Here is a 13,443-nt window from a genome sequence, read left to right on the forward strand (position 1 = left end):
ACATGTAGAGGGTGGATCGGCCCTGGAAGAAGGGGGTCTGACGGTTTTTCAGCGCTGAACTGACAGAAAAAGCGTTCTTGAGCGATTCGCTCTTTTCGGTTACGCCTCGATCCTGTTTGCGGATCGAAGTCGCGCGAAGCTGCGGGCGAGGAGCCTTGACACATGCATCTGGGAAACACCCAGTTCGGCGCTGATCTGTGACTGGGTGAGGTTGCTGTAGTAGCGGAGCAGCAGGATCCGCTGCTCGCGTTCGGGCAGTTGTACGAGCAAATGCCGTACGAGATCGCGGTGTTCGACTCCGTCGAGCGCGGGGTCCTCGTAGCCGAGCCGGTCGAGCAGTCCCGGCAGCCCGTCGCCCTCCTGGGCCGCCTCGAGGGAGGTGGCGTGGTACGACCGGCCCGCCTCGATGCAGGAGAGCACCTCCTCCTCGCTGATGCGCAGCCGTTCGGCGATCTCCGCGGTGGTGGGCGAGCGCCCGAAGGCGGTCGTCAGGTCCTCGGTCGCGCTGTTCACCTGCACCCACAGCTCGTGCAGCCGGCGCGGTACGTGGACGGTGCGAACGTTGTCGCGGAAGTACCGCTTGATCTCGCCGACGACCGTCGGCATCGCGAAGGTCGGGAACTGCACGCCGCGGTCCGGGTCGAAGCGGTCGATGGCGTTGATCAGGCCGATGGTGCCGACCTGGACCACGTCCTCCATCGGCTCGTTGCGGGAGCGGAAGCGGGCCGCCGCGTAGCGGACGAGCGGCAGATTCGCCTCGATGAGTGCGCCGCGGACCCGGTTGTGCTCGGGAGTGCCCGGCTCCAGCACCTTGAGTTCGCCGAAGAGCACCAGGGTGAGGGCCCGGGTGTCGGCTCCGCGGCGCCGCTCCTGGGTGACCTCCTGGATCGGCGCCGGGCCGGTCGGGGAGTCCGGTGCGGGAGTGACGGTGGGGCTGGTCGCGGGGTCCGGTGCGGGAGTGGCGCTGGGTCCGGTCGCGGGGTCCGGTGCCGGGCCCGGTGCGGGAGTGACCGTGGGGCCGGACGTGGGGCCGGGGCTGAGTGGGGCCGTGGAGCGGGCTGTGGGGCCGACTGCCGGGCTCGGGGCGCTCGGTGCGGCGCCCGGTCCCGTGGTCTGCGCCGGGGGCGAGGGGGAGGGCGGGGCGGGCGTGAGGGCCGGCGCCTGGGCCTTGGCCGGGGCTTCCTCCTGGGGCGGCGCAGTACTGGCCGACACGGTCAACGCCACCTCTTCATTCGTCAACGATCCGTCGACGTATCTGTCAACTCATCCGTCAAAAGCGGTCATAGCATCACAAGACATGTGCACTGTGTGCAAGCACCGCATAACGCCGTGTTGGAGGTGAGTTGGAGGTGAGTTGGGGCGTAAGACGCCAAAAACCCCTGACCGGTTGCGGTCAAGGGCTCGGTAAAGAGTGCGATCGAAAACGGTCAGAACGGGTAGTCGGCGATCACCCAGGTGGCGAACTCCCGCCAGAGCGCGACACCGGCCACATGCGCCGGGTGCTCCAGGTAACGCTTGAGGGCGTCGGCGTCCTCGACGGCGGCGTTGATCGCGAAGTCGTACGCGATGGGCCGGTCGCTGATGTTCCACTCGCACTCCCAGACCCGCAGTTCGGGGATCAGGCCGCCGAGCGCGCGGAAGGCGGCGACGCCCTCGGCGACGCGGGGCTCGTCGCGCAGGACACCGTCGTTGAGCTTGAAGAGGACCAGATGGCGGATCACGGATGCTCCCTGGTGGTGGTGAGGTGGGTCTTCGCCCGGTCGCGTCCCTGTTCGGCCGCGCCGCGCTCCGTCGTGCCCGCTCGGCGCGGGGCGCGCGGAATCGCCGGGGCGCGCGTTCCCTGAGCGCGGGCGTCGCCCGACGGCGTCAGTTCTTCGCTCCGTCGGCGATCCAGGTCATGAAGTCGCCGATCGCCCCAGCGGCGTTCGATATGCCCTCGAACGCTATCTGGACATAGTCGGCGGCCTTGGCCGGATCCGTGATGATCACGTACAGCGCGAAGACCACGAGCACATAGATGGCGATCTTCTTCGAATTCACCGCCATGGCGGCCTCCCCTGTGACTGCTGCGCCCGTGGGCCCCCTGCTGCCGGCGGTGAGTGTAACCTTCACGCCGCCTTTAAGGACCAACGGCCCGCTGGTCGAGGTCTTTTGCGGGGCCTGGCGGGCGCTCCCGGGGGCCAGGATGGAAGGGAGCCCCGGCAGGAACCGTCAGGAGTCCACGGGGCCCGGAGGGACCCCACTGCGGGGTCCGCGCCGCCCGACTTTCCCCCGAGACGGCGGCGCGGGCTTGCGGGTCCTTTCCGTGGGGGAAGCGGCGCCCCCGATACGCCGCTTCCCCCTCCTCTGTGGGAGCGGAGAACCCTTCCGGGTACGGAGGAGCCCCCGGCGGCTGAGTGCCGCCGGGGGCTCCTCCGTACCCGGGGCCGTACGGAACCCCACCCGGACCCTCACCCGGAAACCCTCCGCGGAACCCGCGCCCGCCGGAATGCAGGCTCACCGGAAACCCGTGCCCCCGGAATGCGCGCCCTGGAACGCACGAAGGGCCCCGTCTTTCGACGAGGCCCTTCAGAAGCGGTAGCGGAGGGATTTGAACCCTCGGTGACTTGCGCCACACTCGCTTTCGAGGCGAGCTCCTTCGGCCGCTCGGACACGCTACCGAGGGAGACCCTACCCCAAGGTGGGCCGTGGTCTGAAATCCGTTTCGGCGGCCCCGGACCCTCCGCGCGGGACGCGGGACGACCGCCCGGCCGGTGCCCGGCCCGCCCCCGGCAGGGCATGCCGGGTGCGCTTGCCGGGTGCGCGGCGACGGCGGGTCAGCGGTCGCGGAAGAAGTCGGTGAGCAGAGCGGCGCATTCCTCGGCGAGGACGCCCTCGATCACCTCGGGCCGGTGGTTGAGCCGCCGGTCGCGGACGACGTCCCACACGGAGCCGGTCGCGCCCGCCTTCTCGTCACGGGCGCCGTACACCACCCGCTCGACGCGGGACTGGACGAGGGCGCCCGCGCACATCGTGCAGGGCTCCAGGGTGACGACGAGCGTGCACCCGGACAGCCGCCACTCGCCGAGCCTGGCGGCGGCCCGGCGCAGCGCGAGGACCTCGGCGTGCGCCGTCGGGTCGCCGGTGGCCTCGCGTTCGTTGTGCCCGGCCGCCAGCACGGTCGTACCGTCCGGAGACAGCACGACGGCACCCACCGGAACGTCCCCGCCCCGAACGGCCAGCCGCGCCTCGTCCAGCGCGAGCCGCATCGGGGCACGCCACCGATCTCGTACGGGATCGGGCGGCCGGGGTACCTGGTGGGGGGTGCTCACCCGGGGAACCTAGCGGAATCCCGACGGGTGCGACGGCAGGGACCTGCGGGCGCCGTCCCCCGCCGCACCACGGTCCCGGCGAGGGCACGTGGCGAACGGCAGACGAAGACCCGGCCCGCTGGATGGGGCCGGCTCATCGGTATGAAGGTTGGCTCGCGGACAAGGAGCTGACAGGGAGCGGACAAGGAGGGGCTGGGCCCGTCCATCCGTTTCCGACCACCGTTTCCGGCGGCCTAGCGGACGGTCTCCAGGACCTCTGCCGCTCCCAGCGCTTCGGCGATCGTGCTGAGCGCGTCGCCTTCGTCCAGGGCCAGCAGTTCCCTCTCGCTCACTCCGAGGTCCGCGAGGATGTAGCGGTCCCCGACGGGGCTGTGCGACACGGCATCGCCGGACACGCTCCCCTGTTCCTCCTCGTCGTCCTCGTCCTCGGAGTCCCTGGGTTCACCGTCCTCAGTGCCGTCCAGATCGAGGGAGTCCAGGTCGGCGTCGTCGTCGCCCGGCTCCCGTCCTAGTAGTTCGTCCGTGAGCAGGATCTCGCCGTACGAGCTACGGGCGGCCGCGGCGGCGTCCGAGACGTAGATACGAGGGTCCTCCTCGCCGTCCACGCGGACGACGCCGAACCAGGCGTCCTCCTGCTCGATGAGTACGAGCACCGTGTCCTCGTCCGAGACTTCACGGGCCAGGTCGGTCAGATCCGACAGGGTTTCCACATCGTCGAGCTCTGTATCGCTCGCTTCCCACCCGTCTTCGGTGCGCGCGAGCAGTGCGGCGAAGTACACCGTGACTCTCCCACTGGTCATAGGCGTGCCGGTTGGGGTTCCCCCCGGCGGAGGCTATGGGCGAGGAATGCTGCTCCGAGCCCCGCCCACTCGGAATCGTGGCAGAAACAGAGCGTTCAGGGGATGTCTTCGGCCTGCTGTGTCTGCCTCTTTTGATCGCTAACAGCGGATCGTACGCGGCTGCCCGCGCCGTGTAGGCACCTCCCCGCCCGACACGTCCACCACACGGCCCCTCGGGACACGGGCGTGGCCCGGTTCCACAGCGGCCGGGCGACCGTTTTCTCCCCCGGCGCGCCATCGGCTGCCGCGCGGGCGCGTCACCCTTCACGGTGGCCGTGCTCCCGGCGGAGACGCGGGCGCGCCGACGACGTTCCCACGGGCGTGGCGGCAACGCCCGCGGACTCCCCGTGGGCGCGTCGGCTCCCTCCCCGGGCGCGCGCGGGGCGAGCCGGCAGCGGGCCCGCCACCGACCCGCCCCGTGCGCGGCACCCCGCCGCACGGCCTTGCAACCGGAACGACGTGCCGCCCGGGCGGCCGCCAGCGGCGGGCGGGCCGACGTCCCCGGCGGGTGCGGGGCGGCAATCAGGGCGGTCGGGGCCGGTGACCGTGCTGGGTGCGGGCCGATGGCCGAGGCGGGCGGGCCGAAATCCCCGGCGGGTGCGGGTCTGCGCCCTAGGCAGGCCGGCCGTCATCCCTGGCGGGTACGGGTCTGCACCCAAGGCGGGCCGGCCGTCATCCCTGGCGGGGCGCAGGCCGGCACCCAAGGCGGGCGGCGGGTCGGCGATCACGGGGGCACGGGGCTACGGCCGGGGTCCGCGGACCCGTGGCCGGGGCGGGTGCCCGCTACCAGCGGAACGTTCGCATGCGCATCGCGTGGCGCAGTCGGGCCGTCTTGGCGCGGCGCGGCTGGACCCGGTCGCGCAGCTCGCGCGCCTCGGTCAGGTCACGCAGGAACTGGGCCCGTCGCCTCCTGCGCTCGGCGTCGCTCTCCAGCCGCTCGGAGGACTCCTCTTCCGGGTTCCGCATGCGCACACCACCCCAGGTCCGTCCCTCCCACCTTCCCTCCGATGGACGGTTTGATGCCAGCGGACGGGTGATGCCGGGTGGCAGCCCTTGCCGGGCGGGTCGGTGGCGGGGGGCGGGAGCCCCGCTAATGTTGTGGACATGCGTCTTCACGTCGTCGACCACCCCCTGGTCGCCCATAAGCTCACCACCCTGCGCGACCAGCGCACCGACTCCGCGACCTTCCGGCGGCTGGCCGACGAGCTGGTCACCCTGCTCGCCTACGAGGCCACCCGCGACGTGCGCACGGAGCAGGTCGACATCGTGACCCCGGTCTCCCCGACCACGGGCGTCAAGCTCTCCTACCCGCGCCCGCTCGTCGTGCCGATCCTGCGAGCCGGCCTCGGCATGCTCGACGGAATGGTCCGGCTGCTGCCGACCGCCGAGGTGGGCTTCCTGGGCATGGTGCGCGACGAGGAGACGCTTCAGGCCTCCACGTACGCCACCCGTATGCCGGACGACCTGTCCGGCCGTCAGGTGTACGTCCTCGACCCGATGCTGGCCACCGGCGGCACGCTCGTCGCCGCGATCCAGGAGCTGATCAAGCGCGGCGCCGACGACGTCACCGCCGTGGTCCTCCTCGCCGCCCCGGAGGGTGTCGAGCTCATGGAGCGCGACCTCGCGGGCACGCCGGTCACCGTCGTCACGGCCTCGGTCGACGAGCGCCTGAACGAGCACGGCTACATCGTGCCGGGCCTCGGCGACGCCGGGGACCGGATGTACGGGGCCGCCGAGTAACTCCGCGGGCACCGCGGAGCGATTCCGGAGTCGGCGGGCTCTCGTCCCCGAGCGACTCCGGAGTCAGCAGCTCTTCTTCGTGGCGGAGGGTGCCGGCTTGGGCTGGGCCAGGACGGTCAGCGCCTTGTCGGCGTCCTCCTTCTTCGTCAGCGCCTTGAACTCGGTGCCGATGATGAGGTCGACCGTGGTGGCCTGGACACGGCCGTCGGTCTTCAGCTGTGCGCCGGAGAGCTGGGTGTTGAGGACGGGCAGCGCGGCCTGGTCGGCGGCCTTGGCGCCGAGCAGTATCCCGGCGCCCGCGACCTTCTTGTCGTACGTGGCAGGCGCGTTGCCCACGTCGCCGATCTTGAAGCCGCGCTTCTTCAGCTCGTCCGCCGTCTGCTTGGCGAGCCCGCTGCGGGGCGTCGCGTTGAGGACGTTCACGGTGATCTGGCCGGGCTTGGGCAGCGTGGCCGCCAGGGCGGCGGCCACGGAGGCCTTCGCCGAGGGCGTGACCTTCGACGCGCAGTCCGCCTTCGTGCCCGCCGCCGTGGCCTCGCTGCCGCCCGTGTAGATGTCGATGAGCTGCAGAGACCCCCAGCCGATCAGACCGAGAACGGTGACGGAGGCGACGCTCACGAACACGAACTTGCGACGCCCGCGGGGGCGGCGCATCCGCGGGTACTTGTCCCCCGTGATCCGATACTGGCCACCCATGCCAGGGGGAGTAAGCATGCTCATGGGCGCAGCGTAGTGCGCCGGGGCGCCAATGCCTACTAGATGATCATTGCCCGGCGTTCAGTTCAACCCATTGGGGTCAAGCCGTGGCCATTAGTCCAGTTCAAGAACGCGGGCGTGCAGCACCTGGCGCTGCTGGAGCGCGGCGCGGACGGCGCGGTGCAGGCCGTCCTCCAGGTACAGATCGCCCTGCCACTTGACGACGTGGGCGAAGAGGTCGCCGTAGAAGGTGGAGTCCTCGGCGAGGAGGGTCTCCAGGTCGAGCTGGCCCTTGGTCGTCACGAGCTGATCGAGGCGGACCGGGCGCGGCGCGACGTCCGCCCACTGCCGGGTGCTTTCCCGGCCGTGGTCGGGGTACGGCCGGCCGTTTCCGATGCGCTTGAAGATCACACGGAAAGCCTACCGGTCAAGACGTTCCGGGCGCAGCCATGGCGACGGAGTGCGACGCTGGAAAAGATGTCGTAAATCCTTGCAAATCGGGAACATGGGTCTGATATGAGTGACAGCGAGACCATGCCGTCGGCTGCCGCTGAGACCGTTCCCGAGCGGGTGGCCGGCGCTCCCGCGCTCCCACGGGAAGCCCTGGAGATCGCCGTCGGCTACGCCTTCGCGGGTCCCGCTCTCGATCTCGGCGCGCTGATCTGGGACGGAATGTGTCTGCCCGACGCGCAGATCCGCATCCCGCTGCCGATGCTCAACCGGCACGGCCTGGTGGCGGGCGCCACCGGCACCGGCAAGACCAAGGCCCTCCAGCGGGCCGTCGTCCTCCGGGGCGGTGCCCTCACCCGCGTCGGTCCCCCAGGGCGGCCCGGGAGCCGCGGGCTCCGGCGGCCGGGGCCGCCCGAAGCAGGACGCCTCCGTCGTCGAACGGGTCGTCGTCAGCGGGCTGTTCACGTCCCTGGCCCGCTCGGTGGGTACGCAGATCGGCCGGGAGATCACCCGATCGATCTTCGGGACGGCGCGCAAGCGGCGCTGATTCCAGCCCGTCGGGCGCTCGCGGGGCAAGGGTCCGGGGCCGGAGCGGGCCGGAGCGGCGTTGTGGGGCACCGCCGCGCAGCAAGGGGCCCCGCCCCGGCTACTTTCCTGCGGCCTTCGCCGCCGCCTTCATCTCCTGTTTGTGGGCGCGGACCTTGGCGAGGGACTCCGGGCCGGTGATGTCGGCGACCGAGCGGAAGGACTTGGCCTCGCCGTACGGGCCCGCCGCCTCGCGCCAGCCCTTGGGGCGGACGCCGAGCTGCTTGCCCAGGAGGGCGAGGAAGATCTGGGCCTTCTGTGCGCCGAAGCCGGGGAGTTCCTTGAGGCGGCGGAGGAGCTCCTCGCCGGTCGCGGCGTCCTTCCAGACGGCGGCGGCGTCCCCGTCGTAGTGCTCGACGAGGTAATGGCAGAGCTGATGGATGCGCTTGCCCATCGAACCGGGATAGCGGTGCACGGCGGGCTTTTCCGAGAGCAGCGCGGCGAACCTCTCCGGGTCGTACGAGGCGATCTCGTTCGCGTCGAGATCGTCCGCCCCCATGCGCTGGGCGATCGTGTACGGCCCCGCGAAGGCCCATTCCATCGGCACCTGCTGGTCCAGCAGCATGCCGACCAGGGCCGCGAGCGGGCTGCGGCCGAGCAGTTCGTCGGCCTCGGGCTGCTGGGAGAGGTGAAGCGTGACGTCCATGGATCGATGATCTCGCGTGCGGGGGCGGGACGCTCGGTCGTGGCCGCCCGGATTCACCGGGTCCGCACCCTCGTGCGCACGATCCCGGCGAGGTCGAGTTAGGTTAGCCTAACCTTGCAGGCCGGGGATGGATGAGTGGGGGATGGACCGTGACCGCCGAGATCTACCGTGACACCTGGGGCATCCCGCATCTGCGCGCCGGCACCGCACGGGAACTCGCCCACGCCCAGGGCCGGGTGACCGCCCGGGACCGGGCCTGGCAGCTGGAGGTCGAACGGCACCGCTCCCAGGGCACCTCGGCCGCGTTCCTCGGCGCGGAGTCCGTCGGCTGGGACCGGTTCGCGCGGCAGGCCCGGCTCGACGACACCGCGCGACGCTGCTTCGAGGCACTGGAGGAGCGGGACCCCGAGACCGCCGCGTGGGTCGTCGCGTACGTCGACGGGGTCAACGCGGGGCTGGCCGAAGGGGCCCTGCGCGCGCCCGAGTTCGCGGCGAGCGGGCTCGTTCCCGGGCGCTGGGAGCCCTGGAGCCCGCTGGGGGTCTGGCTCGGTACCCACATCCTGTTCGCCGGGTTCCCCGCCAAGCTGTGGCGCGAGGAGGTCGTACGGCGCCTCGGCGCGGACGCGGTCGGCCTGTTCGCCATGGACGGACCGGGCACGGCCGGAAGCAACGGATGGCTGGTGAGCGGCGAACGCACCGCCACCGGGCACGCCGTCATCGCCGGTGACCCGCACCGCTTCATCGAGGAGCCCGGCGTCTACCAGCAGATCCGGCTCTCCTGCCCGGAGTTCGACGTCGTCGGCCTCGCCGTCCCCGGCGTCCCGGGCATCGCCCACTTCGGCCACACCGGAACCGTCGCCTGGGCGATCACCAACGCGATGGCCGACTATCAGGACCTCTACCGGGAGCGGCTGCGGCTCGTGGACGCCGGGGGCGGCGGGGGTGCCGGGGACGGCGGGGACGGCGGGGACAGCGGGGACAGCGAGGACGGCAAGACCGTCCAGGCTCTCGGTCCCGACGGTGTGTGGCGGGCCGCGGCACGGCACCGGGAGACGGTGGAGGTGGCCGGGGGCGAACCCGTGCAGGTCGAGGTGATCGAGACGGCGCGCGGGCCCGTGGTGATCGGGGGCGTCGGCGCCGAGGAGTCCGTCAGCCTCCGCTACCCGCCCCGCGTGATACGGGACCTCGGCTTCGGCGCGCTCCTCCCGCTGCTGCGGGCCCGCCGGGTCGCCGACGTGGACCGGGCGTTCGACGCCTGGGCGGAGCCGGTGAACGTCGTACAGGCCGCCGACACCGAGGGCGGAGTGCTGCACCGCGTCGCAGGCCGGGTCCCGGTGCGCGACGCGGCCGCCCGTATCCGGGTCGTGCCCGCCTGGGAGGCCGGGCACGAGTGGACCGGTTGGCACCGGACGCCGTGCGGCCCGGTCGAGGACGGCCTCGCCGTGATGGCGAACCAGCGCGGCCCCGCGGCCCCGCTCGGCGTCGAGTTCGCGCCGCCGCACCGCGCCGCCCGGATCCGCCACCTGCTCGACGCGGGCGCGAAATGGTCGGCGCGGGACATGCCGGCCATCCACATGGACACCCGTCTCGCCTCCGCCGCGGCCCTGTTGGACCGGCTGCCCGCACGGGAACTCTCCGCCGACGCGGCTGTCCTCAGGGACCAACTCCTGCGCTGGAACCGGCACATGGACGCCGACAGCGGTGCTGCGGCGGTGTACGCGGAGGTGCGCGGCGCGGTCGTACGACGGCTCGCCGCCCATCCGGCCCTCGCCGTACTGGCCGAGCCGCCCGCCGTCCCGGAGATCTTCCTGCCCTGGCTCGCCCTCGTCCCGCGAGTCGCCTTCGCCCTCGAAAACCTCCTGACGGCACGGGAGTTGTACGGCATCGACCGTGACGACGTGGTGCGCGCGGCCGTCGAGGAGGTGGCCGCCAGGACAGCCTCCCGCACCTGGGGCGCCACCCATCGCCTCGCCCCCTGGCGGGCGTTCACCGGCATCGCGTACGACGAACCGGCCCTGTCCGGCGACAACGACTGCGTCCTGTCCACCTCGTCGGTACCCGGACTGACCGACCTGAGCGCCCGCGCATCCGCCGCCCGGTACGTCTGGGACCTCGCCGACCGGGACGACAGCCTCTGGGCGGTCCCGTTCGGAGCCGACGGCGTTCCCGGCGCGCCCCACCACCGCGACCAACTCCCCTTGTGGCTCAGGGGAGATCTCGCCCCGGTGACCACCGACTGGAACAAGCTGACCAAGGAGAGCGATGACGACTGAGACGTACGCCGACACCCGCGAGGCCGTGCACGAGCAACGGGTCGACGGCTTCGGCACGGTCCGGGTGCTGCCCGTCGACCCGCACGCCGACCTCGACGTCCTGCACGCCTGGGTCACCGAGGAGCGGGCCGCGTACTGGGGCATGACCGGGTTCACGAAGCAGCAGGTACTGGAGACCTATCTCCACCTCGACTCGCTCGACACCCACCACGCCTTCCTCACGCTCAAGGACGGCGTACCGGCCGCGCTCTTCCAGACGTACGAGCCCGAGGCCGACCGGGTCTCCGAGTGCTACGAGGTCCTGCCCGGCGACATCGGCATCCACCTGCTGATCGGCCCCCCGGCCCCCGGCGGCGGCGAGCGGCCGGGCTGGTCCTCCACGCTGCTGGCGGCGTTCCTGACGTACGCCCTGACCGGACTCGGCCGGCAGCGGGCCGTGGTCGAACCCGACGCCCGCAACGCCAAGGCCATCGCCCGTCTGACCCGGCAGGGATTCGTCCCCGCCGGTGACATCGTGCTCCCCGGGATCGACCTGCCCGAGGTCCGTCTGCCCGAGAAGCGAGCCCTGCTCGCCTTTCTCACGCGGGAGGCCTTCGAGAAGGGTCCGACGGCGCCGAGGTGAGCCGGACGCGGCCCCCGTCCGTACGTAACCGAGACTCTGCACATGCGGATACGGAGACGGCGTGTGAACGGAAACGGGCAGCGAGACCGGCGACGGCTCGGCGCACGGGCCCTGGCCCTGCTGGGCGGCGTCCTGGTGCTGGTGCTCTTCGGGGGCGTGGGCAGCGCGTCCGCCCACGCGGCGCTCACGGGCACCGACCCGCAGGACGGCAGCGTGCTGAAGTCGGCGCCCCGCGAGGTGACCCTGACGTTCAGCGAGTCGATCGGCCTGCTCGACGACTCCTTCCGCGTGCTCACCCCGGAGAACCGGCGCGTCCACACCGGCGACCCGAGCCACGCGGACGGCCGTTCCGACACCGCCACGGTCACCCTGCCGCGCGGCCTCGGCACCGGCACCTTCACCGTGGCCTGGCGGGTCGTCTCGGCGGACAGCCACCCCGTCTCCGGCGCCTTCACCTTCTCGATCGGCAAGCCCTCCACGACGGTCGCGCCCCTGCCGCCCACCGGCGGGAACCCCGCCTCCGCCGCCCTCTACGACATCGCCCGCGACGCCGCGTACAGCGGACTCGCCCTGCTCATCGGCGCGGCCACGTTCGTCCTGGCCTGCGGCTTCCCGGGCTCCGTACGGCGTCTGCTGGTGACCGGCTGGTGGACGCTGCTCGGCTCCACGTTCGCGCTGCTCCTGCTGCGCGGGCCCTATGAGCGCGGCACCGGCGTGGGCGGCGCCTTCGACCCGGCGATCCTGAGCGAGACCCTGACGAGCAGGCCCGGCATCGTGCTGGTGGCGCGGCTCGCGCTGCTCGCCGCGGCGGCCTTCGTGCCCCTCCGGACGCCGCTACGCGACCGGGAGTCCGGGCGGGGCGTCCTCGTACTCGGCGGACTGTTCTCGCTGGCGCTCGCGGTCACCTGGGCCGCCGCGGAGCATGCCTCCGCCGGGATCCAGGTCCCCGTGGCGATGGTCTCCTCCGTGCTGCATCTGCTCTCCATGGCGGTGTGGCTCGGTGGTCTGGCGGCCCTGCTGACGGCCCTCTACCGCCCCGCCGAGCTGATCCCCCCGGCCGTCGTCACCCGCTTCTCCCGGCTCGCCCTCACCTCGGTCGCCGTCCTCGCCATCACCGGCGTCTACCAGTCCTGGCGCGGCCTCGGCTCCTGGGACGCCCTGACCTCGACGTCGTACGGCAGGCTCCTGGTCGTCAAACTCGTCGGGGTGGCGCTGCTGCTGGCGGCGGCGTCGTTCTCGCGCCGCTGGACCGCCCGGCTCGCGACGAGGGAGCCCGCCGCCACCGTCCCCGCCGAGCGGGTCGCGGTGGCGGTGGCGGTGCCGGCCGGAGCGCCGACGCACCCGGCCGCGGCCACCGCCGAGGTACCGGACTCGCACGGAAGCGAGGACGCACCGACGGAGGAACCGACGGGCGCCGCTTCGCCGGAACTGGGACCGCCGGAAGAGGGACCGCCGGGAGCGGGATCGACCGGAGACGGGCCGGCAGGAGCCGGGCCCACGGGTGCGCGGCCGACGGGGGACGGGCCCGTGGCTGGTCAGGGGGACACCGCGTACCACCGCGGCCTGCGCCGCTCGGTGCTCGCCGAGGTCACCGTCGGGATCCTGGTGCTGGTGATCACGACGATGCTGACCGGGACCCAGCCCGGCCGCGCGGCCGCCGAGACGGCCGCCGTCGCCGCCGCGGCCGACCGGCCGTCCGCGACGACGACACTGGTGCCCTTCGACGTCGGCACCCCGGGCGGCCACGGCAAGGTCCAGATCGAGCTGTCGCCCGGCCGGGTGGGCGAGAACTCCGTGCAGGCCGTGATCATCGGCCCCGACGGCGGCCTCGCGACCGTCCCCGAACTGCGCCTCACCTTCACCCTGGAATCACAGAAGGTCGGCCCGATCGATTCGGGGATCACCGACAAGGGCGGCTACTGGACGTCCGACGGTCTCACCCTCCCCCTCCCCGGCACCTGGACGATGAAGGCCACGGTCCGCACCAGCGACATCGACGAGGTCACCGTCTCGAAGACGGTGAAGATCGGTTGAGGCGGCTCCGGAGAGGGAGGCCGGTGACGGCGTCCCGCCGGCAGTTCCCGGCCTGGGGTCCCGGCTGAGACGGAAACCGGGACGTCCAACGTCGAAGGGCCCCGCTGCAAGCAGCGGGGCCCTTCGACGTTAGTGCCCGGTGAGGCACTGGCGGAGGATACGAGATTCGAACTCGTGAGGGGTTGCCCCCAACACGCTTTCCAAGCGTGCGCCCTAGGCCACTAGGCGAATCCTCCGGGGCAAACAA

Annotated in this window: 14 protein-coding genes, 2 tRNA genes and 1 pseudogene; 6 read left to right on the forward strand and 11 right to left on the reverse strand. The window is 72.1% G+C overall.

The features are described 5' to 3' along the window. Positions 1-99: 99 nt before the first annotated feature. The 7 genes from ACIQRL_RS09755 to ACIQRL_RS09785 form a co-directional block, all read right to left on the reverse strand. Positions 100-1,212 (reverse strand): SigB/SigF/SigG family RNA polymerase sigma factor, encoded by a 1,113-nt coding sequence (locus ACIQRL_RS09755; RefSeq protein WP_401329357.1) that lies wholly within the window; start codon positions 1,210-1,212, stop codon positions 100-102. Positions 1,213-1,427: 215 nt separating this feature from the next. Next, a complete protein-coding gene (locus tag ACIQRL_RS09760) occupies positions 1,428-1,721 on the reverse strand; it encodes a Dabb family protein (RefSeq protein ID WP_401329360.1) in 294 nt (97 codons plus the stop codon). A 145-nt stretch (positions 1,722-1,866) separates the two neighbouring features. Further along, the gene (locus ACIQRL_RS09765; RefSeq protein WP_037615173.1) at positions 1,867-2,046 is read right to left on the reverse strand and encodes a hypothetical protein; all 180 of its coding nucleotides are present in this window, start codon (positions 2,044-2,046) and stop codon (positions 1,867-1,869) included. Positions 2,047-2,575: 529 nt separating this feature from the next. After that, a tRNA-Ser gene (locus tag ACIQRL_RS09770) sits at positions 2,576-2,660 on the reverse strand. A gap of 156 nt (positions 2,661-2,816) precedes the next feature. Next, positions 2,817-3,248 carry a tRNA adenosine(34) deaminase TadA gene (gene tadA / locus ACIQRL_RS09775; RefSeq protein ID WP_401329587.1) on the reverse strand — a complete coding sequence of 144 codons (432 nt, stop codon included), beginning with the start codon at positions 3,246-3,248 and terminating at the stop codon, positions 2,817-2,819. 296 nt (positions 3,249-3,544) lie between these two features. Then, positions 3,545-4,090 (reverse strand): hypothetical protein, encoded by a 546-nt coding sequence (locus tag ACIQRL_RS09780; RefSeq protein ID WP_401329589.1) that lies wholly within the window; start codon positions 4,088-4,090, stop codon positions 3,545-3,547. Positions 4,091-4,933: 843 nt separating this feature from the next. After that, a complete protein-coding gene (locus ACIQRL_RS09785; RefSeq protein ID WP_261703857.1) occupies positions 4,934-5,116 on the reverse strand; it encodes a hypothetical protein in 183 nt (60 codons plus the stop codon). Positions 5,117-5,254: 138 nt separating this feature from the next. On the opposite strand from ACIQRL_RS09785, the gene upp reads away from it, so the two are divergent. Continuing rightward, positions 5,255-5,890 (forward strand): uracil phosphoribosyltransferase, encoded by a 636-nt coding sequence (upp, locus tag ACIQRL_RS09790; protein WP_389071401.1) that lies wholly within the window; start codon positions 5,255-5,257, stop codon positions 5,888-5,890. A gap of 63 nt (positions 5,891-5,953) precedes the next feature. Here the strand turns inward: upp and ACIQRL_RS09795 are convergent, their stop codons facing one another. Together ACIQRL_RS09795 and ACIQRL_RS09800 are read right to left on the reverse strand one after the other, a co-directional pair. Continuing rightward, positions 5,954-6,610, reverse strand: a complete 657-nt coding sequence (locus ACIQRL_RS09795) for a LytR C-terminal domain-containing protein (RefSeq protein WP_401329365.1) — start codon at positions 6,608-6,610, stop codon at positions 5,954-5,956. A gap of 90 nt (positions 6,611-6,700) precedes the next feature. Then, complete coding sequence (locus ACIQRL_RS09800) at positions 6,701-6,997, reverse strand: type II toxin-antitoxin system VapB family antitoxin (RefSeq protein ID WP_003999914.1); 297 nt, start codon at positions 6,995-6,997, stop codon at positions 6,701-6,703. A gap of 105 nt (positions 6,998-7,102) precedes the next feature. Here ACIQRL_RS09800 and ACIQRL_RS09805 point away from each other — a divergent pair. Then, positions 7,103-7,360 (forward strand): annotated as a pseudogene (locus tag ACIQRL_RS09805) (helicase HerA-like domain-containing protein); the annotation flags it as partial. Positions 7,361-7,382: 22 nt separating this feature from the next. Further along, entirely contained in the window at positions 7,383-7,583 is a 201-nt protein-coding gene (locus tag ACIQRL_RS09810) for a hypothetical protein (protein WP_401329602.1), read from the forward strand. A 99-nt stretch (positions 7,584-7,682) separates the two neighbouring features. Here the strand turns inward: ACIQRL_RS09810 and ACIQRL_RS09815 are convergent, their stop codons facing one another. Beyond that, on the reverse strand, positions 7,683-8,267 hold the full coding sequence (locus tag ACIQRL_RS09815; protein WP_401329367.1) for an HhH-GPD-type base excision DNA repair protein: 585 nt from the start codon (positions 8,265-8,267) through the stop codon (positions 7,683-7,685). Positions 8,268-8,416: 149 nt separating this feature from the next. On the opposite strand from ACIQRL_RS09815, the gene ACIQRL_RS09820 reads away from it, so the two are divergent. Genes ACIQRL_RS09820 through ACIQRL_RS09830 form a run of 3 tightly spaced genes read left to right on the forward strand, consistent with a single transcriptional unit; the run spans position 8,417 to position 13,196 of the window. Beyond that, positions 8,417-10,540 (forward strand): penicillin acylase family protein, encoded by a 2,124-nt coding sequence (locus ACIQRL_RS09820; protein ID WP_401329369.1) that lies wholly within the window; start codon positions 8,417-8,419, stop codon positions 10,538-10,540. After that, positions 10,530-11,162 (forward strand): GNAT family N-acetyltransferase, encoded by a 633-nt coding sequence (locus ACIQRL_RS09825; protein WP_401329372.1) that lies wholly within the window; start codon positions 10,530-10,532, stop codon positions 11,160-11,162. Before ACIQRL_RS09820 ends, ACIQRL_RS09825 begins: the two co-directional genes overlap by 11 nt. Positions 11,163-11,204: 42 nt before the next feature. Then, positions 11,205-13,196, forward strand: coding sequence for a copper resistance protein CopC (locus ACIQRL_RS09830; RefSeq protein WP_401329375.1), 1,992 nt, complete (start codon positions 11,205-11,207; stop codon positions 13,194-13,196). Between the two features lie 148 nt (positions 13,197-13,344). On the opposite strand, the gene ACIQRL_RS09835 is transcribed toward ACIQRL_RS09830, so the two are convergent. Then, positions 13,345-13,432 (reverse strand) — tRNA-Ser (locus ACIQRL_RS09835). Between the last annotated feature and the right edge of the window lie 11 nt (positions 13,433-13,443).

Origin of the sequence: Streptomyces sp. NPDC091209, assembly GCF_044757755.1 — a bacterium.
GTDB lineage: Bacteria > Actinomycetota > Actinomycetes > Streptomycetales > Streptomycetaceae > Streptomyces.